The organism is Arthrobacter sp. OV608 (assembly GCA_900110595.1).
In the GTDB taxonomy this organism is placed as follows: domain Bacteria; phylum Actinomycetota; class Actinomycetes; order Actinomycetales; family Micrococcaceae; genus Arthrobacter.
The window spans coordinates 242,316-266,090 of sequence record FOEZ01000005.1 but is presented as its reverse complement, the minus strand read 5'-3'; the positions used below and the strand labels follow the sequence as shown (position 1 = coordinate 266,090).

Here is a 23,775-nt window from a genome sequence, read left to right as displayed (position 1 = left end):
TGGGGGCCGCGGGGAGTTCCAGGCTGTAAAATCAGTACAATGAGCTCCCCCGATCTGACGCCTGAGGAAATCCAGGCATGCCTCAAGGTCCTCAACACGATCCACGCCTATGACGAGGAGCACCCGGACTACGTCTCGGTGCGCCGCGCCACCGGCAAGATGTTCAAGGCCGTCAAAAGGCACCGCAGGGTCACCAAGCGGGACCTCATCTCCGAGGCCGACCGGGCAGTCATCGCCCTGACAGCCACCGCCGCGCCGGACCGGATCGACGACGAAACCCGCGGGAACAAACTGGCTCCGTCGACTACCGGCAAGGTGGCCGGGCACCTCATCAGGTCCCGCCCCTGCTATATCTGCAAGCAGCACTACACCCAGGTGGACGCGTTCTACCACCAGCTTTGCCCCGCGTGCGCCGTGTTCAACCACGCCAAGCGCGACGCCCGCACGGACCTGACCGGCCGCAGAGCCCTGCTCACCGGCGGACGCGCCAAGATCGGGATGTACATCGCGCTCCGGCTGCTCCGGGACGGCGCCCACACCACCATCACTACCCGCTTTCCCAAGGACGCCGCCCGCCGGTTTGCCGCCATGGAGGACAGCGGCGAGTGGCTGCACCGGCTCCGGATTGTGGGCATTGACCTCCGCGATCCCGCCCAGGTCATGGCCCTGACGGACTCACTGAATGAGGCCGGACCGTTGGACATCATTATCAACAACGCAGCCCAGACCGTGCGCCGGTCCGGGAACGCCTACAAACCCCTGGTGGACGCCGAGGACGAGCCGCTGCCGGCCGCCCTGGAACAGGCCAACGGGGGGCCCGAACTGGTGACGTTCGGCCACGCACACGACAAGCACCCCCTGGCCCTGGCCAGCAGCGTGACCGAGCATCCGGTGCTCGCCGGGGATGCCATCACCTCGCTGGCGCTGTCCACCGGATCGGCTTCGCTGGAACGGATCGCTTCGGGAACAGCGATCGACGCCGGGGGCCTGGTTCCGGACCTGGCCACCATCAACAGCTGGACCCAGGTGGTGGACGAAGTGGATCCGCTGGAGATGCTCGAGGTCCAGCTCTGCAACGTCACAGCCCCGTTCCTGCTGGTCAGCCGGCTGCGGCCGGCGATGAAACAGTCCACGGCGCGGCGGAAGTACATCGTGAATGTCTCCGCCATGGAAGGCCAGTTCTCCCGCGCCTATAAGGGACCCGGCCACCCGCACACGAACATGGCCAAGGCTGCCCTGAACATGATGACCCGGACCAGCGCCCAGGAGATGCTGGAAACCGACGGCATCCTGATGACCGCCGTGGACACCGGCTGGATCACGGACGAACGCCCCCACTTCACCAAGGTCCGGCTCATGGAAGAGGGCTTCCACGCGCCCCTGGACCTGGTGGACGGCGCCGCGCGCGTCTACGATCCGATCGTGATGGGCGAGAAGGGCGAGGACCAGTACGGGGTGTTCCTGAAGGACTACAAGCCCAGCCCCTGGTAGGCGTATGCTCGGCGGCATGAGCCACGAGACATCCCCTGACGTACAGAATCTGGAACACCACGAGTGCTGGGCCATGCTGCGGATGGTATCCGTGGGCAGGCTGGCGGTCCTGGCCGACGGGCGGCCGGATATTTTCCCCATCAACTACACCGTGGATGGCGGCACGCTCGTCTTCCGCACCGGTGAGGGCACCAAGCTGGCCGGCTCGTCAAAAGGTGCTGCCGTGGCCCTGGAGGCTGACGGCGTGGATCAGGAGACCGGACTGGCGTGGAGTGTTGTGGTGAAGGGCAGTGCCGACGTGATCACCGGAAATGAACACCTCATGGAGACTACGCAGCTCTACCTGTTCCCCTGGCAGGCGGGGAAGAAGGACGCGTTCGTCCGGATCACCCCGGACAGCGTCACCGGCCGCCGTTTCAGGGTCACCGAGCCGGTCACCTGGTGGACCCAGCTCAGCGGCGCCGCCAAGGCATCGCCGGAGTAACCTGCCGCAGCAGGCGCGCCCGTCAAGCGAGCTGCGTGATCTCCACGCTGACGCTCAACGCAGATCCTCCGCCACCGGACAGGATGCCCTTCAGCGGGGGAACGTCCCGGTAGTCCCTGCCCCGGGCCACGGTGACGTGGAAGTCGCCCGCCGGCTTGTGGTTGGTGGGGTCCCAGCTCCGCCAGTCGCCGTCCCACCACTCCAGCCACGCGTGCGACTGCCCGGCCACTGTTTCGCCGATGCCTGCGCTGGACCGCGGGTGGAGGTACCCAGAGACGTACCGGGCAGGAATGCCGCAACTGCGAAGCGCGCCGATGGCCAGGTGCGCGAGGTCCTGGCAGACGCCCTTGCGCTGGCCCCAGGCCTCCTCCGCGTTGGTGGTGACTGCGGTGGAGCCGGACATGTACGTCATCTCGCCGCGCATCCACTCGAACACGGCCATCGCTGCCTCATGCGGGTTCTTGCCGGCGACCACCCCGGGAATGATGCCAAGGACTTCGTCCCCGGGCCCGCTCAGCCGTGACTGCGGAAGCCAGTCGCTGAAGGTGTTGAGCGTCTCGGCTGAGGCCAGGACGTCCCAGCCCGCGATATCGGACTCGGAAGGGATCTTTCCGGCGCGGTGCACTTCCACGGTGATGTTGGAGACCACCTCGAGGTGCTCGTGCGGCATCTGCATGTCGAACGAGGTGACTCTGGTCCCCCAGTAGTCGCGGTAGGTGCTCACGGCCGCCTGGGACGGGGACACCTTGACCACTGATTCCAGCACCACCTGCTGGGAGTCGGTGAGCGGCGTCATCCGCGCCTCGTTATAGGACAGGGTGACGCGCTTGTTGTACTTGTAGGCCGTCTTGTGAACGATGCTCAGCCGGGTCATGAAACTTCTCCCACCCAGGCCAGTTCGTCCGCCTGATTGAAGTACTTACGGGATATGGCGTCTGAGGCCTGGGATACTGCCTTCTGCACCCGCTCCATGTGCTCGGGCAGCTCGGACATGAGGTCGTCCGTGCGGTGGAACTCGAGGAAGGTCCGGGCCTGGCCCACAATGCGGCGGGCGTCATTGATGAAGCCCACCCGCTGGGCAGAGGGATCAAGTTTTGCCAGGCATTCGTCGGCGTCGCGCAGGGCATACACGATGGACCGCGGGAAGAGCCGGTCCAGGAGCAGGAACTCGGCCGCGTGCTGGTCGCCGAAGGCGGCCCGCCGCGTGCGCAGGAAGGATTCGTACGCGCCGGCGCACCGGAGCATGTTCACCCAGGACATACCGGCGGACAGGACGTCGCGGGTGGAGAGCATGCGGGCGGTCATGTCGGCCCGCTCCAGCGAGCGTCCCAGAACGAGGAACAGCCAACTCTCGTCATGGCTCACCGTGGTGTCCGCGAGACCGCTCACCATGGCCGTGCGTTCCAGGGTCCAGTTGCAGAACCGGTAGGTTCCCACCACGTCCTTGCGGTGCTGGCTCAGCCCGTAATAAGTGGTGTTCAGGCTCTCCCACAGGCCGGACGAAACCGTCTCGCGGGCTCGGCGGGCGTTCTCCCGGGCAGCGCCGAGGGAGCCTGCGATGGAGGTGGCGCTGGTCTTGTCGTAGGCCAGGGCATGAAGCAGCTCAGGCAGGCCGAAGTCCTCGCTTTGCGGGCGCGCACCCATCACCGCCAGGAGCTCCTGGGCCACGCTCTTGCGTTCCTCCATGGGGAGGTGGTTGAGGCGCTCCAGGTGGACATCGAGGATCCGGGCGGTGCCATCGGCCCGCTCCACGTACCGGCCGATCCAGAAAAGGGACTCGGCAATTCGGCTAAGCATTCGCGGTTACCTCCTGCGGGCCCGAAACTGTCAAAGAAATTGGCCCGACGGCGGACGGGCTCACTGCTGCTGCTCCGACTGGCGGTCGCGCCAGTTGCTCTCCACGGGCCATACGGACACGCGTTCGCGGACAGAAATGGAGGGCCTCGGCACGGTTTCCACCGGCACCTGGGGCGAATCCGCCAGGACCCAGGTGTCCTTGGAACCGCCGCCCTGGCTGGAGTTCACGATCAGGGAGCCTTCCTTCAGCGCCACGCGGGTCAGGCCGCCGGGCAGCACCCACACGTTCTCGCCGTCGTTCACTGCAAAGGGGCGCAGGTCCACGTGGCGCGGCCCGAACTTGTCGCCGCTCAGGGTGGGCACGGTGGACAGCTGCAGGACCGGCTGCGCAATCCAGCCGCGGGGGTCGGCGATGACCCGTTGGCGCAGGGCGTCAAGTTCGTCCTTGGAGGCATCGGGTCCGATCACCAGGCCCTTGCCACCTGACCCGTCCACAGGCTTGACCACCAGTTCGGAGAGGTTGTCCAGGGTGTATTCCCGCGCTTCCTTTTCCTCGAGGCGGTAGGTGTCCACGTTGGCGATAATGGGCTCCTCGCTGAGGTAGTAGCGGATCAGGTCAGGGACGTAACTGTAAACCAGTTTGTCGTCGGCAACGCCATTGCCCACGGCATTGGCGATGGTCACACCGCCTGCCCGCGCCGCGTTGACGAGGCCGGGGCAACCGAGCATGGAGTCGGCCCGGAACTGCAGCGGGTCCAGGAAGTCGTCGTCGATCCGTTTGTAGATGACGTCCACGCGCTGCTCACCCGCTGTGGTGCGCATGTACACGCGGTTGCCGCGGCAGATAAGGTCACGGCCCTCCACCAGTTCCACACCCATGAGGCCGGCCAGAAGGGTGTGCTCGAAGTAGGCGCTGTTGAACACGCCGGGAGTGAGGACCACGACGGTGGGATCGTCCACGCCTGCGGGAGCGGTTTTTCGCAGGGCCGAGAGCAGCCGGCGGGGGTATTCCTCCACGGGCCGGATGAGCTGCTGGCCGAAGGCTTCGGGCAGGCCCTTGGCCATGGCGCGGCGGTTCTCCAGGACGTAGCTCACGCCGGAAGGCACGCGCACGTTGTCCTCAAGGACCCGGAACGTGCCGGCGGCGTCGCGGACCACGTCAATGCCCGAGATGTGCACGCGGACGCCGCCGGCGGGCTCGAAGCCGTGCACCTGGCGGTGGAAGTGCGCACTGGTGGTTACCAGCTGCCGCGGGATCACGCCGTCGGACACAACTGTCATCTTGTCGTACACGTCGTTGAGGAAGGCCTCGAGCGCCCGCACGCGCTGCGCGACGCCGCGTTCCAGCACATCCCATTCCGCCGCCGGGATGACGCGCGGGACGATGTCCAGCGGGAACGGGCGCTCTTCGCCGGCGAAATCAAAAGTGACACCACGGTCCAGGAAGGTGCGGGCCATTGAGTCGGCGCGTGCGCTGACGTCGGCGAGGGAGAGCTTGCGAAGGGCGTCCGCTACTTGCCCGTAGGAGCCCCGTGCCTGCTGCCCGGGGGCGAACATCTCGTCGTAGGCTCCGGTCCGGCCGGCGGCCACGGAGTAATCCTGGAATAGGTCTGACATGTCCACAAGCCAACCATCTTTTTGTTTCGAATTCATTACTGCCATCCATTCTGGCGTGTTGGCGCAAGCCGCCTGGTTCGTGGATTCCGGAACTTTTCCGGCACAGTAGGTGAGTGCCAGTCAGCAGAAGCCTCCCAGCCCCGGGTCCGGGCCTCCCCGAACGTGCTGACCGGCTGATCCCGGGCCTGGCCACGGCTGCCCTCGCGCTGGCTGTTGCCTTCCTCGTGCACCGCCTGGTTCCCGCGCTTCCGGCCATGACGCTGGCCGTGGTTTTGGGCGTCCTCGCAGCCAACCTGCCCGCGGCCGGAGTCTGGACCGCCGGAAGGGCCCGCCCCGGGCTGGACTTCGCCGGAAAACACCTGATGCGCGGCGGAATCGTCCTGTTGGGGCTGAAAGTGAGCGTCATGGACGTGCTGGGGCTGGGTTGGCTTGCCCTGGTCCTGATTGCCGGGGTTGTAGCCGCCAGTTTTGGCGGCACCTACCTGATCTCCCGGCTGTTCCGCCTTCCGCCCGTGACCGCGCTCCTGGTGGCGACCGGGTTTTCAATCTGCGGTGCTTCAGCCATCGGAGCCATGGCTGCAGTCCGCCGCATCCGGCACGTGGACACCGTCCTGCCGGTGGCGCTGGTGACGCTGTGCGGGACGCTTGCCATCGGCGTCCTGCCCTTGCTGGTCCATCCCCTGCAGCTTTCCGCGCCCGCGTTTGGAGCCTGGACGGGCGCGTCCGTTCACGACGTTGGCCAGGTGGTGGCCACGGCGCAAACTGCGGGAACGGCGGCACTGGGCATCGCCGTCGTGGTTAAACTCACCCGGGTGCTGCTGCTGGCGCCCGTGACCGCCATAGCCGGAGCGCACCACCGTCAGGCCATGCGTTCCGGCCCGGGCAACGATGCCCAGGCGAAGCTGCCGCCCGTGGTCCCACTGTTCGTCCTGGGCTTCATCGCCCTGGTGGGCCTGCGTTCCACAGAGTGGCTGGGCGCCGGGTGGCTGGAGGCAGGGGCTGCGCTGCAGGACATCCTGTTGGGTGCCGCGCTGTTCGGCCTGGGCTCGGCGGTGCGGATCCGCACCCTCCTGCTCACCGGCGGACCCGCGCTCCTGGCAGCCCTCGCATCCTGGCTCCTGATCGCCCTCCTGGGGCTGGCCGCCGCCCTGCTGATCACCGCGTGATTTTGGACACCAGCCCCGTGATTAGATAGCTGGGTGTCACATGAGAATCTGCAGCGCGATGAAGCTGCCGCCCGGTCAGCGCTGATCAGCACCACCAGCTACGACGTTTCGCTGGACGTGCGGCAGGCGCCGGACCCGGACGTGGCCGGCTATCCCACCCGCAGTGTGATCACCTTTACCGCCGAGGCCGGTGCTTCAACGTTCCTGGACTTCATTGGCAGCGAGGTGCACAGCGTGGTCCTGAACGGCAAGGGCCTTGGCGTGGATGAGGTGGTGGACGGCGCCAGGATCAGGCTGGACGACCTGCAGGCCGAGAACCAGGTCACCGTGACCGGAACGGCCCTCTACAGCCGCTCGGGCGAGGGAATGCACCGGTTCGTGGACCCCGCCGATGGGCAGTGCTACCTCTACACCCAGTACGAGCCGGCCGACGCCCGCCGGGTTTTCGCCAACTTTGAACAGCCCGACCTCAAAGCCACCTACACCTTCCATGTCGTGGCGCCCGCGGGCTGGCACGTCGCCTCCAATGGCGCGGAGGTCAACCGCACGCTGCTCGCGGACGATCCCGGCACGGCCCGCTGGGACTTCGCCGCCACAGAGCCCGTGTCCACCTACATCACCACAGTGCTGGCCGGGCCGTACTTCAAGGCGGAGGACCGCTGGCAGGCAACGCTCGACGACGGGACCTCCCTGGACGTCCCGCTCGCCCTGTACTGCCGCGCCTCCATGGCCGTTTCATTCGACACCGGCGAGCTGTTCCGGCTCACCAAAAAAGGCCTGGACTTCTTCAACCGGCTCTTCGACTACCCGTACCCCTGGGGCAAGTACGATCAGGCCTTTGTGCCCGAATACAACCTCGGCGCCATGGAGAACCCCGGCCTGGTGACCTTCACCGAAAGCTACGTCTTCACCTCCCGCGCCACGGACGCCCAGTACCAGGCGCGCGCCAACACCCTGTTGCACGAGATGGCACACATGTGGTTCGGCGACCTGGTGACCATGCAGTGGTGGGACGACCTGTGGCTCAAGGAATCGTTCGCCGACTACATGGGCACGCTGGGTGTTGACCGGGCAACCGGCTGGGACACCGCCTGGGTCAACTTCGCCAACAAGCGCAAGGCCTGGGCCTACGTCCAGGACCAGCTGCCCACCACCCATCCCATCGTGGCGGACATCCCGGACCTTGAGGCCGCCAAGCAGAACTTCGACGGCATCACCTACGCCAAGGGCGCCTCGGTGCTGAAGCAGCTGGTGGCCTACGTGGGCTTTGAAGCCTTCATCGCCGGCTCCCGTGAATACTTCCGCAAGCACGCCTACGGGAACACCTCGCTGGCCGATCTGCTGGCCGCACTGGGCACGGCTTCCGGGCGGGACCTCGCGGGCTGGGCACAGCAGTGGCTGCAGACCTCCGGCATCTCCACGCTGTCCCTGGACTTCGCGCCCAGTGACACCGCAACAGACGACGGCGGCGTGCTGGGCCGGGTGGCCATCGTCCAGGAAGCCGCGGATCCGGTGACGGGACGCGAAGAGTTGCGGCCGCACCGCCTGCGCGTGGGCTCCTACAATTTCGACGGCGACGGCGCACTGGTGCGCACCACGAGTTTCGAAACGGACGTGGCCGGTGCACGGACGGAACTCCCCCAGCTGGCCGGCCAGCCGCGGCCCGCCCTCCTGCTTGTCAACGATGACGACCTCACCTACGCCAAGATTCGGCTGGACCCTGCATCCGAAGCAACCGTGCGTGCATCGCTGGACCGGATTGCTGATCCCATGGCCCGGGCCCTCTGCTGGACGGCATTGTGGAACTCGGCCCGCGACGGCGAGAGCCCCGCTACAGGGTATGTGGACGCGGTCGCCGCATTCGGCCCGGCGGAAACGGGAATCGGGGTGCTGCTGAACATCCTCGAGAACGCAGGCACCGCCGTCGAACGCTACACCCCGGTCCGGGAACGCGATGCAGTGCGGGCGTCCTTCCTGGCCACCGTGGAGGATGAACTGGACCGGGCAACGCCGGGCTCGGACCAGCAGCTGGCCTGGGCGCGGACGCTCGCCACCTTCAGCAGGCATGACCGCTCCATGGTGCCCCGGCTCAGGGGCCTGTTGGATGGGACAGCGCCCGTGGAAGGCCTGTCAGTGGATGCTGAACTGCGCTGGCACATCTGGCATGCCTTGGCTGCAAACGGCCAGGCAACTGCGGCTGAGCTGGACGCCGAACTGGCCCGCGACATCACGGCATCAGGACGCGCCGGCCACGCCACGGCCCTCGCCGCCCGGCCCGATCCGGAGGTTAAAGCTGCGGCATGGAATGCGGCCGTGCACGGGAACGAACTCTCCAACCAGCTGCTGTCCGCCACCATCAGCGGCTTCACCACAGCCCCGGAAAACTTGCTGGAACGCTACGTGGAGCCGTACTTTGAGTCCCTGCGCAGCGTGTGGGACGGGCGGAGCATCGAGATCGCGAGCCGGATTGTCCGTGGCCTCTTCCCGCTGGCCCAGGACCTGGCGGAAGGCACGGAGCCGGTGGAGCATCCGGTCATCCGGCGGACGGACGAGTGGCTGGAATCCAACGCTGACGCGCCCCGTGCTCTGCGCAGGATCATCATCGAGCTGCGCAGCCACCTGCTGCGGGCCCTCACCGCACAGGCGGCCGGTTCACCTGCCCCGTAAGCTCATGGCACCCGGTGGAGCCACTCGTCGGTACCGAACTTCGTAGCCACCCGCTCGCGGGCAGTGGACAGCTCAGCCTCGGTCAGCTCCGAGGGCGTGGCGCCGTAGCGCTCGGCGAAGACTTCCATCATGGCCGCGATGATGTCGGCACGGGCAAGACCTGTCTGGCGGCGGAGCGGGTCCACCCGTTTCTTGGCGCTGCGGGTGCCCTTGTCCGAGAGCTTTTCCTTGCCGATGCGGAGCACTTCCACCATCTTGTCGGCGTCGATGTCGTAGCTCATGGTCACGTGGTGGAGCATGCCGCCGTTGGCGAGGCGTTTCTGGGCGGCCCCGCCGATCTTGCCCTGGTCCGTGGCGATGTCGTTCAACGGGACGTAGAACGCGGTGATGCCCAGTTTCTCCAGCGCGGCCATCACCCAGGTGTCCAGGAACGGGTAGGAGTCGGCGAAGCTCAGGCCGTCCACCAGGGTCTGCGGCAGGTACAGCGAGTACGTGATGCAGTTGCCCGCCTCCATAAACATCGCTCCCCCGCCGCTGATCCGGCGGACCACTTTGATGCCGTGCCTGGCCACTCCGTCCGGGTCCACCTCGTTGCGGTAGGACTGGAAGCTGCCGATCACCGTTGAGGGTTCCTGCCAGTCCCAGAAGCGGAGGGTGGGGTTGCGGCGGCCGGCGCCCACTTCTTCGGTGAGCACTTCGTCCAGGGCGACATTGATTTCGGTGGGCAGGACACTGGGCGCGATGAGGTTCCAGTGGTGGTCGGCCCAGGATGTGGCCTTGGCCAGTGCGCGGCGGACTGCAATGGCGACGGCGTCGGCAGAGAAGCCGAACAGGGCTGCGTCGGGTGGCAGCGAAGCCCTGACGACGGCGGCAAGCTCGGACGCCGTCGTACCTTCCGGCAGTCCCGTGAGGCCGCGGTTGATGTCCAGGAGTGCCTCGTCCGGCTCCAGGAAAAAATCACCGCTGACGGAAACGTTGGCCAGCAGGCCGTCCGCGACGTCCAGGTCCACCACCACCAGCTTGCCGCCGGGGACTTTGTACTCACGGTGGCGGTGGGAAGCGGAATCAGCTGCTGGGGTTGGCGTAGCGGTCATGGCTCCCATCCTGCTCCAGAAGGGCGGCCCGGCGCCAAGCCACTGCAGCCAAGCCGGCCGTTAACGCGAAAAGCCCGCACCGTTGCCGGTGCGGGCTTCCCTGGAAAGCTTGGGCGAAGTGAATTTACTTCTTGCCGCCGAAGCCCTTGAAGCGAGCGTTGAAGCGCTCGACGCGGCCTGCGGAGTCCATGATGCGCTGCTTGCCCGTGTAGAACGGGTGGGACTCGGAGGAGATTTCGACGTCGATGACCGGGTAGGTGTTGCCGTCTTCCCACTCGATGGTCTTCGATGAAGACACGGTGGACTTGGTCAGGAACTTGACGCCGGAAGCCAGGTCGTTGAAAACAACAGCTTCGTACTTCGGGTGGATATCAGACTTCATAATGGGACCTTTGTTCACACAACTGGATTTTGCCAGTTGTCAGGTATGAATGGGATGGCCGCGTTCCGCGCCGAAAGACTCGGGACGGCCAGCTATCAATAATAGCGGATAAGCACGGTGCCAGCGAACCGCGCCAGGCCTCGCGCCGGTGCTTAGTCCCGGAGCCCGTCGCGGGGGCGCAGCTCCCAGAACGCCACGGCTGAGGCGGCAGCCACGTTGAGCGAATCCACACCGTTCCGCATGGGAATTTTGACGGTGAGGTCGACGGCGGCAAGCGTCCCTGCGCTCATGCCTGCGCCTTCGGTGCCGAGCACCAGCGCCAGCCTCTCCGGATTCTGCGCGGCGACCTTGTCCACGTCCTGCGCATCGTCAGTCAGTTCCAGGGCGGCGACGGTGAAGCCGTGATCCTTGAGCAGGCGCAGGTCCTGCGGCCAGCTGTTGAGCCGTGCCCACGGCACCTGGAAGACGGTGCCCATGCTCACGCGGACACTTCTGCGGTAGAGCGGGTCGCCGCAGCGGGGTGAGACCAGGACTGCGTCGATGTCCAGGGCGGCGGCGGACCGGAAGATGGCCCCCACGTTGGTGTGGTCCACGATGTCCTCCAGAACGGCCACCCGGCGGGCGCCGGCGAGCAGTTCGGGCAGGGGCACCGGCGCAGGCCGCTGCATGGCCGCCATGGCACCGCGGTGGAGATGGAAGCCCGTGATCTCCTCCAGCAGGGCCGCACTGCCGATGAACGCGGGTACGTCCGGGTACGCCCCGAGGATGTCCTGGAGATCGTCCAGCCACTTCTCCGCCAGGAAGAACGAACGCGGCTGGTGCCCGGCGGCCAGCGCACGGCGCAGCACCCGGGAGGATTCTGCAATGTACATGCCCTCGGCGGGTTCCCGGAGCTTGCGCAGGTGCACGTCCGTGAGCTGGGTGTAGTCGGTCACGCGGGGATCCGCGGCGGACTCGAGATAGTGGATTGTCACCGGGAGATTATTTCAGCAGATTGGCGATCATGAATCCGAGGGCCACCAGCCCCAGGACGAAGATCACCCCGCGCAGCACTGTGGGGGAAAGCCTGCGGCCCACCTTGGCGCCCAGGAGGCCGCCGATGCTGGAGCTGACGGCAATCAGCAGCACCACGAGCCAGTTGATCCGGTCGAACGCGAACAGGAGGTAGGAGATGGCGGCCACCAGGTTCACGCCGAGCACCAGGATGTTCTTCATGGCATTGGCGTTCTGGATGGTGCCGGTGAGGAAGACGCCCAGAATGCCCACCAGGAGGATTCCCTGGGCAGCCACGAAGTAGCCGCCGTAAACGCCGGCAAGGTAGACCAGTACCACCAGGAGGACAGCGTGCCGCTTGTCCCGCACCGCGTGTTCCGGGTTCTCCTCGCGGTTGCGCACCCAGGCCTGCATGCGGGGCTGGAATACCACCATCAGCAGGGCCAGTACCAGCAGCACCGGGGCCACGTAGTGGAAGACCTTTTCCGGCAGGTGCAGGAGCAGCCAGGCGCCGGAGATGCCACCGAGCAGGGACGCCGGGAGCAGCCGCAGCAGCTGGCGGCCGCGGCCCTTCAATTCCCGTCGGTAACCGAACGCTCCGGCAGCCGTCCCGAAAACGAGGCCCATCGCATTGCTCATCGAAGCAACCACCGGGGTGACTCCCAGGGCGATGAGGACGGGGAACGTCACCAGGGTGCCGGAGCCCACTACGGCGTTGATGGTGCCGGCCCAGAGGCCGGCGATGGACACAAAAATACTGCTGAGGAGATCCAAGGTGCTGCGGTGCCGCTTTTAGCGGCGGGCGACGGCGGTGTAACGGCCGGCGTTCTCGGTCACGTCGAGGTCCAGACCGAAAGTCTCACTGAGGTTTTCGGCTGTCAGCACCTCAGTAATGGGCCCCGCGGCCACCACACCGCCGTCGCGCAGCAGCATGGCGTGCGTGAATCCCGGCGGGACTTCCTCCAGGTGGTGGGTCACCAGGACCATGGCGGGCGCGGCCTCATCCCTGGCCAGTTCCCCCAGTTTGTGGACGAGTTCCTCGCGGCCGCCGAGGTCCAGGCCGGCTGCCGGCTCATCCAGCAGCAACAGTTCAGGATCGGTCATCAGTGCGCGGGCAATCTGCACTCGCTTTCGCTCCCCCTCGGACAAGGTTGCGAAGGTCCGGTTCAGCAGGGGGCCCATCCCCCAGTCGTTCAGGAGGCGGAAGGCCCGCCGCTCGTCGTCGCGCTCGTATCCCTCGCGCCAGCGGCCCGTCACACCGTACGCGGCCGTGACCACCACGTTGAGGACGTTCTCGTGCTCGGGGATTTGGGTGGCGAGGGCGGCTGAGGAAAGCCCGATGCGGGGGCGGAGTTCAAAGACGTCAACCCGGCCCAGGATTTCATCAAGGATGCCTGCCGTGCCGCTGCTGGGGTGCATGCGGGCGGCAGCAATCTGGAGGAGCGTGGTCTTGCCGGCGCCGTTCGGGCCGAGGATCACCCAGCGTTCGCCGTCGTTGACCTGCCAGTCGACTTTGTCCAGCAGGGTCTTTTTACCTCGGACAACGCTGACGGAGTCCAGTTCCAGAACATCACTCATAGGAGTAGACACTAGGACAAAAAACATACCGACTGATAACTGGTGTGACCAGCCCGACAACGTAAATTCAAGCCCGCAAAACTGTGGGCGGTCCCGGGAGCCGCACCTAGAGTGTTGGCTATGGCTATCGCACGCTTTCCTGTCGTTGTTCTCGACTGCCCCGACCCGAAAATACTCGCAGAGTTCTATGCCGCCCTGCTCGACTGGAAGATCGAAGAGGGCGAGGACTGGTGGTCCGTCAAAGCCGATCACGGCGATGCCCTGAGTTTCCAGAAGGTGGACTCCTACAGGCCGCCGCAATGGCCGGGCCAGGAGGTACCGCAGCAGATGCACCTCGACGTTGTGGTGGACGACCTCGACACAGCCGAAACAGAGGTCCTCAAACTTGGCGCGACCAAGCACGAACACCAGCCGGGAACCACTTTCCGGGTGTTCCTTGACCCGGCCGGCCACCCATTCTGCCTCTGCCTGAGCTAGCGTCTTCACGTCCCGGCCGGACGCAATGAATTCAAGGGAGCGCACCCCCGCTCGCTAAGATTGCAGGCATGACTTCGAACGTGACTGCGGTCAGCTATGGCCTGAATGTGACCCCTACCGGGCTGGAGCAGCTGCGTTCCGTCCTCACCACCAGTGGCGCCAAGGTGCTCTCGGAAAACAGCTTCGGTGACGAGCGCTACCAGGTCAGCGTGGCCGAACTCGAGCTTCCCGACGCAACGGCGGCCGGCCTGGCCGGGCTGCGCCGTGCGGTGGCCGAAGCCTCGATCAGCGGATTCGATACCGCCCTGGTTCCGAACGGCCTCCGTACAGCTGAACGCAAGCTCCTGATCATGGACGTGGATTCCACCCTGATCCAGCAGGAGGTCATCGAACTCCTCGCCGCCTACGCCGGCAAGCGCGAGGAGGTGGCCGCTGTGACCGAAGCCGCCATGCGCGGGGAACTGGACTTCACCCAAAGCCTCCACGCCCGGGTGCAGGTGCTCGCCGGGCTGCCGGCCGACGTCGTCCAGTCCGTCCGTGAGGAAGTGAAACTCAGCGAAGGGGCAGCTGTGCTCGTGGCCGCCTTCAAGGCGGCAGGTCACGCGGTGGCCGTGGTGTCCGGCGGATTCAACCAGATCCTGGAACCCATTGCGGCAGAGCTGGGCCTGGACCACTGGCAGGCGAACGAGCTGGAGATCGTGGACGGAGCCCTGACAGGCAAAGTGCTCGGTGCCGTGGTGGACCGCGCAGCGAAGGAAAAGTACCTGCGCGAATGGGCGGCCGCCGAAGGCATCGCCCTGGAGCACACGGTGGCGGTCGGGGACGGCGCGAACGACCTGGACATGCTCGGCGCGGCCGGCATCGGCGTCGCGTTTAATGCCAAACCCGCAGTGCGCGCCGTGGCTGATGCTGCCATCAACATGCCGTACCTGGACGCAGTCCGGCACGTGGCCGGGGTCTAGCGACTCTTAACTCTTAAAGGGAAAGGGCCCACGGTCGCCGGAATTCCTTGCGGCGTGGGCCCTTCTCGTGTGCGGGGGAAGCCTAGCTTGCGGGCTGGGCGCCCTTGCCGAAGTAGTCGGCACCGCCGGCGTATTCGGTGTGGCCGGATTCGACATCGGCCGTCACCATGCTGGCTACTACCTCCGCGAACTCCTCTACCGAGTACAGCTTGCCGGCTTCAGCCCGCCGCGCCTCGATAGCGCCGGGGGTGGAGCGGTCCAGCAGCGTTGCGGTGACGGTGCCTTCGATCATGTCGCCGGACACCACCACCAGGGAAATGCCCTTTTCGGCCAAGTTCGGGATGAGATCGCGCAGGGCGTCCTCTCCGGCGCGCTTGCTGCGGGCAACGGGCTCGTAGGCCTCCATGGTGGGCACTGTGTTGATGAAGTGGGCTTGGTGGCTGGTGACGAACACCACGCGGGAGCCTTCCTTCATCAGCGGCACGGCGGCGTTGAGCATGTTGACCTGGGCATCGCGGTTCAGCTTGAGGGCGTAGTCCTCGCCCATGCCGGTTTCCATGCCGCCGGAGGCGTTGAGCACCAGGATGTCCAGGGATCCAAAGTTCTCCATGGCGGCGGAGGCCAGCGCCTGCACGCCTTCCTGGGTGGTGAGGTCCGCACCTACGGCAACGGCGCGTCCGCCGGCAGCTTCGATCCCCTGCACCACCTTGTTGGCGCGCGGAGCCTTCTGGCGGTAGTTGACCACCACGGCGGCACCCTGGCCGGCGAGGTTCTTGGCTACGTCAGCGCCGATGCCGCGTGATGATCCGGTGACGATGGCGGTCTTGTTGTCGAGCAGTCCCATACGAGCTCCCTTTGTTCGAAACGTCTAAATCGCTGATGGTCTGCTGTCCATCATGCCAGCGGGTGTTGGTGATTCGCTTGTTCGACCCCCACAAAGAAGCCGCTGACGGCTAGTGAGCGGACCCCGTGGCCGGCCCGGGGACCACGCAAAGGCACCCGACAACAGTGTCCGCCGTAAGCTCCCTCTTCGAAAGCAGGCGGAGGCCGGCACGGGTCTGATCGATTTAGGCAGATTGTCGAGCCGTCGTCCGGAATCCGGATGCACCACCTTGAGCTGTGAATCGCGGGCTACATGGCGTTCTTTTTACAGGGCTAAGTGGCACTTTTCGCGTAGAATGCCGCCCCATCGGTCCTTAGTGGGTTCACCTTTGAAGCTCGCGGTACACAGTCGTCCGTGACACCCCGAACAGTTCAGCCAGTTCGGCCTGTGTGTATTCGCCGGCGTCATGCAGTTTCAGAAGGTGACTCCGCTGCATCTTGGACAATTTTGGTTGCTTGCCTTTCAGCCGCCCCTTGGCTTTTGCGATGGCCATGCCCTCGCGGGTGCGCGCCCGGATCAGATCGGCCTCGAACTCGGCCACCATTCCCAGGACGTTGAACAGCAGCCGGCCTAGGGGGTCAGTAGGATCGTGGGTGCTGCCGCATGAGCAGATCCCAAAGATGGCCGCCCGCAACCCGTCCCGTTAGGCGATCCCCAGCGGGCAGCAGGGCGTCCGCTGGGTGTTGTTAGCGGGCGCGGTAACGCCCACTACAGCGGGGACACTATTTGACGCGATGGTCGCCTGCCCGCTTGGCCTTGGTCTGGTGATGGATGAATAGCCACTGATTGAATTCGTTCCCAAACTCTGATTGCCTTCGTATTCAAACCTGTTTAGGATTTCGGTTGCAGTGTGTTGAAAGTGGCAGACGCCATCGCCTAGCCGCGCCCGCGCAGTCTTGTGTCCATACAAACAGCTTCAGGTAGCTTTGACAGGTGGTCTCCCCATGACGCAGTATCCTCACGTTTTCAGTCCGATGATGCTCGGCGGCAAGCAGCTCAAGAACCGCCTCGTCGCCCTGCCGGCCGGTACGAGCCTCGTTATGGACGGTGTGCCGACCCCGGAAGACTCCGTTCATTTCGAGCGGCTCGCCGCCGGGGGTGTGGCGATGATCATCCAGGGTGCGACGATCGTGCACCCGTCTTCGGGGACGCGCAGCCGAAAAAACGTGGAAGCCTACCTCGATGAGGTTGTCCCGGCCATGGAACATAAGGCTGAAGTCGTCCATAGGCACGGTGCACTGCTGATCGGACAGCTCGCCCACGTTGGCCGCGAATTCATCGGCGGTGCATCGGAATACATTCCCCTAGCGCCGAGCATGATCAAGACTCCGCGCGACGCCTATCCTCCACGTGAGCTGACAAAGAGGGAGATTCTCGACATCGTCGAGGGGTATCGGGTTTCGACCGCTCATATGGTCCAGGCCGGACTGGACGGGATCGAGATCCACGCTGCCCATGGCTATCTGGTCGCCCAGTTCCTGTCGGAATCGACCAACCTGCGCACGGACGAGTTCGGAGGATCGCTCGAGAACCGGATGAGGTTCATGTACCTGGTGCTGGAATCGATTCGCAGCGAACTGCCACAGGGTGCGATTCTCGGGGTCCGCTTGAGTGGCGAGGAGGAGATTCCCGGCGGCATGACGATTGAGGACACGTGTCGCATCGCAGAGATGCTTGCTGTTACCGGGCAGGTCGACTACCTCAGCATTACCCACGGCGTCCGCGGCTCCTACGTCAAGGACTCCACAAATGAAGATGGGGTTGCGGTTCCTTCTGCCGCTCGTGTGCGCGCCGTCACCGGACTGCCGGTGCTCGTGGGCCAGCGCATCCGGGACGTAGACAGCGCCGAGAACGTGATCAAGAACGGATCGGCGGACATGGTCGGCATGGCCCGAGCTCTATTGGCGGACCCTGAGCTGCCCAACAAGTCCCGTGAGGGACGCTTGACCGAGATCAGGGGCTGCCTGGGGATCAACCAGGAATGCCGCGCCTTAGATCCGCACGTGCGCTGCGCGGTCAACGCAGAGATCGGTCGCGTGCGGCCTGATTCAGCGGACATCAGGGTCGACCGCCCTCGAGAGGTCACCATTATCGGCGGGGGGATAGCAGGTATGGAAGCCGCTCGGTTGGCGGCCGGCCGCGGGCACAACGTGACGATCTACGAGCGCGGAACTTCCTTGGGTGGCAGCGTGCGGATTGCCTCGAAGTCACCCCACCGGGGGAGCCTGGGTGATATCGTCGACTATCTCACCCGGGAAATGGGGCGGTTGCGAGTGACGGTGCACCTGGGCGTCGAGATCGGGAAAGGCGACCTGGCCGACATCAAGGGGATGAGCGACCACGTGATCATCGCGACTGGGTCACGTCCCACCCCACCGCCGGAGTATGGGCAAGTTCCTGTCCGCACCGTCGACGACGTGATCATGTCTCCTGCTGAACAGCTGCAGCCTGGCATGGCAGTGGTGTTTGATGAGGACGACGGATTCTGGCCCGCGTACAACGCCGCTGAACGGTTGGTACTTCTCGGTTGGAGAGTCTTCTTCGTCACCCGGCTGGGCGCCATAGCCTCACGTGTGCCGCATGAGAGTATCGGTCCGCTTCTCACTCGGCTGGGGGAAGGCGGCACACGGTACTGGCCTATGCATGACCTTTCCGCAGATGACAACGACGCCAGCAAGGTGCGCTTGACGCCGGTGTTCGGGGGCGAAGCCGAGGTGCTCCGACCTGACCTGATCGTTTGGCACCGTCATCGCATCCCGAACGCGGAACTGCCCCGTGCTGCGGAGGAACTCGATATGTCCTCGATCTCAGTCATCGGTGACTGCATTATCCCGCGGCGCATCGGCGATGCGATCTCCGAGGGATACCGCGTTGGGGCTGCAGTATGAGTCGGATGATGCCCGCTTTCCGGTTCCTGGGGAGTGGAACGCAGGCGGTAGCGTATCTTAGCCAACGTGCCAGTCCCTCAACCGCAGCCCGGTGAGGTGCTTACCGTGCAGGGTGTGTGTGCCTAGTAGTACTTTGTTAGGTTGGGGCTCGTTGTTGCCAGTGGGGGCAGTGTGGGGGCCATTCCCGGAAAAGCCGATTGACGATGTCAAAGCGACCAGTCGCGTAGACCCCGCATCTTTCCAAGTAGACGACTTCGCCCGCTTCGCTCAACTCGTTGTGCGCCCCTATATGGTCGCTCATGGACTCCGAATACGGGTCTAGGGACACGACACGATCACGAGGAATGGTGAACAAATTCAGCCTTACAGAAACTGAGATGCGGAATCTTCTGCGGGCTCCCGACACGCAGAAAGACTCCCAGTGATGCCAATCACGTCAGGGTATGGGCTCTTCACAATGGAGTCGTGGACCCGCTGGTCTGGCTTCTTTGATGGGCGTGGCGGCCTCGGCTCGCCGGACGCAGGATTGCGGGCAGATCAGAACAGGCCGTGTTACGTGGTCCGGAGGCCGGCCTGGACCATGAGGGGCAGGATGTCGTCTTCCATCTGCTGGAGGCCTTCGTCGTAGTTGACCCAGGAAATCGCGACACCATCAAGACCGGCATTGGAGAGCTCCAAGAGCCCGTCGACGACCTGCTCAGGGGAACCGACCAGGGTCAACGCACCACGCCCTGCAGCAACCCGCTCGATCGTCTGCCAATGCTCCTCAGGGATGCTATCCATGCTTGCGGAGTTTCCGCTCAACCCTGCTAGCAGCGTTTCGATCGCAGCGACATCGGCGTTATCGCGATGCACCCAACGGAAGTATTCCTGCGCTTCCTTCTCGGTCGGGCGGCACACGATGTGCACCCGCCCGAAGACCCGCACCTCACGACCATGCTTCTGCAACGCATCTTGCTTGATCTCGGCGATCTGACGCTGCGCGATCTCCATATTCTGCAGCGACGCGAAAATCAGATCGCTGTGCTTGCCGGCAAAATCACGGCCAGGACCGCTCGTACCAGCGTTCATCACCAACGGGTACGGATCTTGCAACGGGTGCGGATCCGAGAATGCGTCAATCGCCTGAAGGTACTCGCCATTGAAATCGAACCGGTCATCACGGGTCCACAACATCTTGAGTAACGTCGTCCACTCATCCGCGTAGGCGTAACGGTCGGCGTGCTCGCGCTGCTTGAGCCCGAACATCGCGAACTCCTCCGGGAACCAACCAGCCGTGATGTTCGCCCCCATACGACCCCCCGAGACGTGATCCGCCGTCACGATCATCTTGGCCGCCATCATCGGGTGGATCACGGGAACCTGAACAGTGGCGAACGACATGACCGCTTCGTCGATGCCAGCACCGCCGTGGCCCACGTGAACGGATCAAACGTACGGTCCGACAAGTTCCACTTACCACCGAACCCGCGCCACCGCATCACCGGAATCACCGCATCGAGTCCGATCCGGTCAGCATGCTGAGCCAACCGCAGGCTCTCCTCCCAGCTGGTCTGGACCTTGCCTTCGACATTCGCGAGCGTCACACTCCCGCGCATGTTGGTTGCGAACGTCGCCATCTTCAAACGATTCTCATCATTCAATAGCGGCGTCGACCACTTATCCACACGAACATCAACTGCTTCCGATGGCACGCTCGTCATCTCTTCCATCCTCCTCAACTCGTGCGCGGCTTCGAAGATAATCCCGATAGCCACGCCGCTCAAACTCACTATGAATACGATACCAATTAGCAGTGAATACGATATCAGTACTGCCGTCTACACCGCTACTTTTAGATTGAGTTCCATACCTTGCCGTCTGAATACGATTCCATCCGCGGCCGACGGTTGCGTGGCGATCGAGTCGGCTACGCGAAGACATGATTCGGAGGTCGACTGACTCCGCATCGCACGTTCCCGACGAAACTTCCGTTCTCGCTCAGAAAGGTCTCTAATGCGGTACTATCCTGACAGCGCCGACCCGGCCACCCGTCCCGGGCTCGAACACTGCGTCGAACGGGCGTTGCCCGCCGGCGACGATTCAGTGATGCTGGGTGTCTTCCTGCCCGGCCAAGCGTTCAGTGAGTGGCCCACGCTGGCGCCGAACTCGACGGAGTGGACGTACCAGTACATCCTCGAGACGGTCCTGGCCGCGGAGGAAATGGGATGAGCTTCGCGCTTGGCCGCCAACACCAGACGGCTATGAGAGCAGTCCCGGACTTACTGGCTGTGTCGAGGTGGCGGGACGAGCTTCTTATTCCTGTATCTGTGGGACGAACGGAGGATTACATTAAGGAGACACTCCGGAGTTGGAGCGGAGCAATGGTGGCGTGAGGCCGTCGACTCGAGTGCACCCGAGCCCAAGGAAGAAACACGGCGAACTGAACATCTAATCCTGCGGGAAGACTTAGGACCAGAAGGGCTAGCACGCTGGATCAAACTGCGCGATGACTTCGTACGAGCGATTGATCCAGCCGTATCCAGCATTTATCTGGAGGGTGTGACACTCGAAGTTCAGTTAACTCAAATATCCATCAGCCTGGAAGCGCTGGGCGATCTCATATTCCTGGGTAAGGATGCAAAGTCCGAGTCCGCCGCGGGTGGAATCTATTTCAAGCGTCGACTCGACCGCATAATTCAGGAGGTCCCCGGGCTTTTGCCTGTTATAGACGCAATGTGGCCGCACCGGATGGCAGATACTTACAACGCCGTGAAGCATGCTAACCGCGAGTTCCCTCAAATGGTTGATGTTGCTAACTGCTGGAGTGAGGTGCCCTACTCTTCAAGACCTGGATTGTCAACGAGCTAGGAGCTGATCGCGAAAAGCTCAGGGAAAGAATCGCCCGGGACCCGCAGATTCATCCCTACCTCGTCGCCGACGAATGAACCGCGACTCCCAGGTTCAGCTAAACGCGGCCTTCCTACCCCTGTCTAGCTCGCTCGCGTACCGTTGACGCTGTCAGACCGCCAGCCCGGCCTCGTGACCGTCTTTGAAAGCCTGCATGCCCAGGCGGGGAGCGACGGCGTCGCCGGCGACACGGTAGGGAATGCCCAGGCGCTTCAACACCGGCACGAGGGCGAGGTCAGGCTGCGGCGCCGCCACCACGACGAGCGAGTCGCACGGCAGCGTGTCGATATCTGCACCCTCCGGAGTCGCGATCAGCGCGTTGCCGTCCTCAATGAACCCGATGAGTCCGCGGACGATGACGCGGTTGACAACCCCGTAGAGCGTCTTGCCGTATTGCGCACGGTGCAGGTATCCACTATGCGGTCCTACCGTCTCCTCAGGAGTCACAAAGGTTACCTGGTGTCCCCGTTGAGCGAGTGCCTCAGCGACGAGCGGCCCCTCATTAGCACCCACTGTGTCGTAGAGAAGCACGCGGTGCCCGAGGTCGACTTTCAGTGCGTCCGAACTGTCGATCGCTCCAGCGGCCTGGGCTCCAACGAACGCTTGCTCGACATTGGAGCGGGTCCCGGTTGCCAGGATAACCTCGTCTGGCGCAATCTCTTGCAGCTCGACCTCACCGACGTTCTGCGAGATCAGCTTCACCCCCAGTTCGGCCAGCTCGGAGGTCAGGTAGTCGATCGAGCTCACCAGGGCCGAACCTGCCGTGTCGGCGGCGTGTCGCAGGCGACCACCGGGCCGACCGGCGCCGTCGTAGAGATGGACATCGTGTCCGCGGAGTGCAGCGACCTCGGCGGCCTTCAGGCCGGCAGGCCCGGCACCGATCACCAAGACCTTCCGCTTCTCGACCGCTGGGAGGACCGCAAGTTCCTGCTCACGCAGAACCTCTGGGTTGTGGAAACAACTGATTTCCGGATATCCGGACTGCACGCGGTTCACGCAGTCATTAGCACCCACGCACGGTCGCGCGCGGTGACCCTGGCCGGCGACGACCTTGAGCATCAGTTCAGGATCAGCAATGTGGGCCCGGGTCATGGCCACAAGCTCGCAGGCTCCGCTGGCGAGAACCGACTCCGCGACGCTCGCCGTCAGAATGCGCCCGGTTCCGATGATCGGAATTTTGACGTCGGCGGCCTCACGAAGACGCTTCACAGTTGGGATGTTGGGCGCATCGCCGTACCGGTAGTCCGGGATGGAGCGCGGGTAACTCGACCCACCTTGGCCGATGGTCGTGTTCAGCACGTCGACCTCGCCTGTGGCCAGGATCTCCTTCAGCAGCTGGGCGCCACGCTCAAAACCGATGCCGCCGTCCTCCGGGCTCCGCAGGTCGTCAGTGGTGGTGCGGTAACCCACGATGCGGTTCGGTCCGACCTCCTCACGCGCCGCCTGGATAATGCGGCGCGCGAACAGCGTAGGGTCAGTCCCCCAGCGGTCGGTTCGTGAGTTGAACTCCGGAGTGAGTGACTGCTGGATCAGGTAGCCGTGTCCACCGTGTGCTTCGACACCATCGAATCCAGCTTCGGCGGCGAGACGCGCCACCGAGCGGTAGCCTTCGATCATCATCGTGACCTCGGCATCGTCCATCTCGTGGGATGTCTCGCCTGCCGCAGACTGATTGACGCCGAATCCATACAAGGGCGACCCATGCAAATCCGGATCGCTTTTCCCGTACACACCCAGATGCACAATCTGGAGCATTATTTTTGCTCCCTCAGCATGCACTGCTTCGGCCAACTCACCATGTCGGTCAATGAGCCACTGAGGCTGCACAACGCCGAGCGACCAGAGCTGCGGCTGGGTGATGATCAACCCCGCGCTGGAGGCGCGTCTGCGCATGTACTCGATGTACGTTGCTGCTGGTAGCGCGGGGTTGAAGAACGACTGGCTCGCCGTGTGCGCGGTGATGACTGCACGGTTCCGCAACTCATGACCGCGGATATCCAACGTTGACAGAAGCATCGGGTAGTGCATCGGACTCCTCTAACTTCGAACGGCACTGCGTTTGCGATGGTCAAGATCCGGCGGCCACCCGTCGAATGAAATGCATGGTAATTACACTAATCCCACACCGTAGCGTGTGTGAATACGTGTCCACAAGGGCTGCCCGCCCCTCCAAAAGCTGATATCGTCCCAGGTGACCCGTCTTCGACGGACACGGAGCATCTCCGATCACCCTCGGTTTAGGGGCCGGCAACAGTCAGAGTGATCGAGCAGACCCTCGACGCCCAGACAATCGAGGCGCAGGGCTCCCTGTCCTGCCAGAACATCCTGGACGTGGTCTTGGGCGATGGCGCTCCACTCAAGGAGGACGTCCGTGTTCGAAGGCGCCGTGTTCCGCGCGTTCGAACAC

The 23,775-nt window shown here is 64.2% G+C and carries 21 protein-coding genes and 1 pseudogene; 9 read left to right on the top strand and 13 right to left on the bottom strand.

The genetic code is table 11. The annotated features are described in order from the left end of the window. Positions 1-39: 39 nt before the first annotated feature. Both BMX78_RS09415 and BMX78_RS09410 read left to right on the top strand, forming a co-directional pair. Complete coding sequence (locus tag BMX78_RS09415; RefSeq protein WP_091418833.1) at positions 40-1,491, top strand: SDR family NAD(P)-dependent oxidoreductase; 1,452 nt, start codon at positions 40-42, stop codon at positions 1,489-1,491. Between the two features lie 16 nt (positions 1,492-1,507). Then, on the top strand, positions 1,508-1,975 hold the full coding sequence (locus BMX78_RS09410; protein WP_091418946.1) for a pyridoxamine 5'-phosphate oxidase family protein: 468 nt from the start codon (positions 1,508-1,510) through the stop codon (positions 1,973-1,975). 22 nt (positions 1,976-1,997) lie between these two features. Here BMX78_RS09410 and BMX78_RS09405 read toward each other — a convergent pair whose 3' ends face one another. The 3 genes from BMX78_RS09405 to BMX78_RS09395 are packed head-to-tail and all read right to left on the bottom strand — an operon-like array spanning position 1,998 to position 5,389. After that, positions 1,998-2,849, bottom strand: a complete 852-nt coding sequence (locus tag BMX78_RS09405; RefSeq protein WP_091418831.1) for a transglutaminase family protein — start codon at positions 2,847-2,849, stop codon at positions 1,998-2,000. Next, on the bottom strand, positions 2,846-3,772 hold the full coding sequence (locus BMX78_RS09400; protein ID WP_013600945.1) for an alpha-E domain-containing protein: 927 nt from the start codon (positions 3,770-3,772) through the stop codon (positions 2,846-2,848). Before BMX78_RS09400 ends, BMX78_RS09405 begins: the two co-directional genes overlap by 4 nt. A 60-nt stretch (positions 3,773-3,832) precedes the next feature. After that, a complete protein-coding gene (locus tag BMX78_RS09395) occupies positions 3,833-5,389 on the bottom strand; it encodes a circularly permuted type 2 ATP-grasp protein (protein ID WP_091418945.1) in 1,557 nt (518 codons plus the stop codon). Positions 5,390-5,502: 113 nt separating this feature from the next. On the opposite strand from BMX78_RS09395, the gene BMX78_RS09390 reads away from it, so the two are divergent. Together BMX78_RS09390 and pepN are read left to right on the top strand one after the other, a co-directional pair. Beyond that, a complete protein-coding gene (locus BMX78_RS09390) occupies positions 5,503-6,555 on the top strand; it encodes a YeiH family protein (protein ID WP_091418829.1) in 1,053 nt (350 codons plus the stop codon). Positions 6,556-6,588: 33 nt separating this feature from the next. Continuing rightward, entirely contained in the window at positions 6,589-9,222 is a 2,634-nt protein-coding gene (gene pepN / locus BMX78_RS09385) for an aminopeptidase N (protein WP_091418828.1), read from the top strand. Between the two features lie 2 nt (positions 9,223-9,224). On the opposite strand, the gene lplAB is transcribed toward pepN, so the two are convergent. The 5 genes from lplAB to BMX78_RS09360 form a co-directional block, all read right to left on the bottom strand. Beyond that, positions 9,225-10,316 (bottom strand): lipoate-protein ligase LplAB, encoded by a 1,092-nt coding sequence (lplAB, locus tag BMX78_RS09380; protein WP_091418826.1) that lies wholly within the window; start codon positions 10,314-10,316, stop codon positions 9,225-9,227. 124 nt (positions 10,317-10,440) lie between these two features. Then, the gene (locus tag BMX78_RS09375) at positions 10,441-10,698 is read right to left on the bottom strand and encodes a type B 50S ribosomal protein L31 (protein ID WP_009358283.1); all 258 of its coding nucleotides are present in this window, start codon (positions 10,696-10,698) and stop codon (positions 10,441-10,443) included. Between the two features lie 152 nt (positions 10,699-10,850). Then, entirely contained in the window at positions 10,851-11,672 is an 822-nt protein-coding gene (locus tag BMX78_RS09370; RefSeq protein ID WP_091418825.1) for a TrmH family RNA methyltransferase, read from the bottom strand. Between the two features lie 7 nt (positions 11,673-11,679). Further along, positions 11,680-12,465, bottom strand: a complete 786-nt coding sequence (locus tag BMX78_RS09365; protein WP_091418823.1) for a sulfite exporter TauE/SafE family protein — start codon at positions 12,463-12,465, stop codon at positions 11,680-11,682. A gap of 18 nt (positions 12,466-12,483) precedes the next feature. Then, entirely contained in the window at positions 12,484-13,269 is a 786-nt protein-coding gene (locus tag BMX78_RS09360) for an ABC transporter ATP-binding protein (protein WP_050055299.1), read from the bottom strand. Positions 13,270-13,389: 120 nt separating this feature from the next. On the opposite strand from BMX78_RS09360, the gene BMX78_RS09355 reads away from it, so the two are divergent. Together BMX78_RS09355 and serB are read left to right on the top strand one after the other, a co-directional pair. Then, complete coding sequence (locus BMX78_RS09355) at positions 13,390-13,746, top strand: VOC family protein (protein WP_091418822.1); 357 nt, start codon at positions 13,390-13,392, stop codon at positions 13,744-13,746. A 68-nt stretch (positions 13,747-13,814) separates the two neighbouring features. Continuing rightward, positions 13,815-14,708 carry a phosphoserine phosphatase SerB gene (serB, locus tag BMX78_RS09350; RefSeq protein ID WP_091418820.1) on the top strand — a complete coding sequence of 298 codons (894 nt, stop codon included), beginning with the start codon at positions 13,815-13,817 and terminating at the stop codon, positions 14,706-14,708. 82 nt (positions 14,709-14,790) lie between these two features. Here the strand turns inward: serB and BMX78_RS09345 are convergent, their stop codons facing one another. Next, positions 14,791-15,552: an SDR family oxidoreductase gene (locus BMX78_RS09345; protein ID WP_091418818.1), complete on the bottom strand. Its 762-nt coding sequence runs from the start codon at positions 15,550-15,552 to the stop codon at positions 14,791-14,793. Positions 15,553-15,913: 361 nt separating this feature from the next. Then, a pseudogene (locus tag BMX78_RS09340) lies at positions 15,914-16,231 on the bottom strand (recombinase family protein); the annotation flags it as partial. A gap of 304 nt (positions 16,232-16,535) precedes the next feature. Between BMX78_RS09340 and BMX78_RS09335 the strand changes: the two are divergent. Continuing rightward, positions 16,536-18,479 (top strand): oxidoreductase, encoded by a 1,944-nt coding sequence (locus tag BMX78_RS09335; RefSeq protein ID WP_091418817.1) that lies wholly within the window; start codon positions 16,536-16,538, stop codon positions 18,477-18,479. Positions 18,480-19,031: 552 nt separating this feature from the next. Here the strand turns inward: BMX78_RS09335 and BMX78_RS09330 are convergent. Both BMX78_RS09330 and BMX78_RS09325 read right to left on the bottom strand, forming a co-directional pair. After that, positions 19,032-19,862, bottom strand: a complete 831-nt coding sequence (locus tag BMX78_RS09330) for an LLM class flavin-dependent oxidoreductase (RefSeq protein ID WP_091418815.1) — start codon at positions 19,860-19,862, stop codon at positions 19,032-19,034. After that, positions 19,832-20,251, bottom strand: a complete 420-nt coding sequence (locus tag BMX78_RS09325; RefSeq protein ID WP_091418813.1) for an LLM class oxidoreductase — start codon at positions 20,249-20,251, stop codon at positions 19,832-19,834. The genes BMX78_RS09330 and BMX78_RS09325 overlap by 31 nt, the downstream gene beginning before the upstream one ends. A 223-nt stretch (positions 20,252-20,474) precedes the next feature. Between BMX78_RS09325 and BMX78_RS09320 the strand changes: the two genes are divergently transcribed. Together BMX78_RS09320 and BMX78_RS09315 are read left to right on the top strand one after the other, a co-directional pair. Then, a complete protein-coding gene (locus tag BMX78_RS09320) occupies positions 20,475-20,690 on the top strand; it encodes a hypothetical protein (RefSeq protein WP_091418811.1) in 216 nt (71 codons plus the stop codon). A 330-nt stretch (positions 20,691-21,020) separates the two neighbouring features. Beyond that, a complete protein-coding gene (locus BMX78_RS09315) occupies positions 21,021-21,329 on the top strand; it encodes a HEPN domain-containing protein (RefSeq protein ID WP_091418810.1) in 309 nt (102 codons plus the stop codon). A 150-nt stretch (positions 21,330-21,479) separates the two neighbouring features. Here BMX78_RS09315 and BMX78_RS09310 read toward each other — a convergent pair whose 3' ends face one another. Further along, on the bottom strand, positions 21,480-23,396 hold the full coding sequence (locus BMX78_RS09310; RefSeq protein WP_170850754.1) for an oxidoreductase: 1,917 nt from the start codon (positions 23,394-23,396) through the stop codon (positions 21,480-21,482). Positions 23,397-23,775 lie beyond the last annotated feature (379 nt).

Excerpts from the sequence above, each read along its gene's own strand:
- BMX78_RS09355 (WP_091418822.1), top strand. The coding sequence starts at position 13,390 with ATGGCTATCGCACGCTTTCCTGTCGTTGTTCTCGACTGCCCCGACCCG.
- BMX78_RS09320 (WP_091418811.1), top strand. The coding sequence starts at position 20,475 with ATGCGGTACTATCCTGACAGCGCCGACCCGGCCACCCGTCCCGGGCTC.
- BMX78_RS09395 (WP_091418945.1), bottom strand. The coding sequence starts at position 5,389 with ATGTCAGACCTATTCCAGGATTACTCCGTGGCCGCCGGCCGGACCGGA.
- BMX78_RS09345 (WP_091418818.1), bottom strand. The coding sequence starts at position 15,552 with ATGGGACTGCTCGACAACAAGACCGCCATCGTCACCGGATCATCACGC.
- BMX78_RS09400 (WP_013600945.1), bottom strand. The coding sequence starts at position 3,772 with ATGCTTAGCCGAATTGCCGAGTCCCTTTTCTGGATCGGCCGGTACGTG.
- BMX78_RS09375 (WP_009358283.1), bottom strand. The coding sequence starts at position 10,698 with ATGAAGTCTGATATCCACCCGAAGTACGAAGCTGTTGTTTTCAACGAC.
- BMX78_RS09360 (WP_050055299.1), bottom strand. The coding sequence starts at position 13,269 with ATGAGTGATGTTCTGGAACTGGACTCCGTCAGCGTTGTCCGAGGTAAA.
- BMX78_RS09410 (WP_091418946.1), top strand. The coding sequence starts at position 1,508 with ATGAGCCACGAGACATCCCCTGACGTACAGAATCTGGAACACCACGAG.
- BMX78_RS09415 (WP_091418833.1), top strand. The coding sequence starts at position 40 with ATGAGCTCCCCCGATCTGACGCCTGAGGAAATCCAGGCATGCCTCAAG.
- serB (WP_091418820.1), top strand. The coding sequence starts at position 13,815 with ATGACTTCGAACGTGACTGCGGTCAGCTATGGCCTGAATGTGACCCCT.
- BMX78_RS09330 (WP_091418815.1), bottom strand. The coding sequence starts at position 19,862 with ATGTCGTTCGCCACTGTTCAGGTTCCCGTGATCCACCCGATGATGGCG.
- BMX78_RS09310 (WP_170850754.1), bottom strand. The coding sequence starts at position 23,396 with ATGCACTACCCGATGCTTCTGTCAACGTTGGATATCCGCGGTCATGAG.
- BMX78_RS09335 (WP_091418817.1), top strand. The coding sequence starts at position 16,536 with ATGACGCAGTATCCTCACGTTTTCAGTCCGATGATGCTCGGCGGCAAG.
- lplAB (WP_091418826.1), bottom strand. The coding sequence starts at position 10,316 with ATGACCGCTACGCCAACCCCAGCAGCTGATTCCGCTTCCCACCGCCAC.
- BMX78_RS09405 (WP_091418831.1), bottom strand. The coding sequence starts at position 2,849 with ATGACCCGGCTGAGCATCGTTCACAAGACGGCCTACAAGTACAACAAG.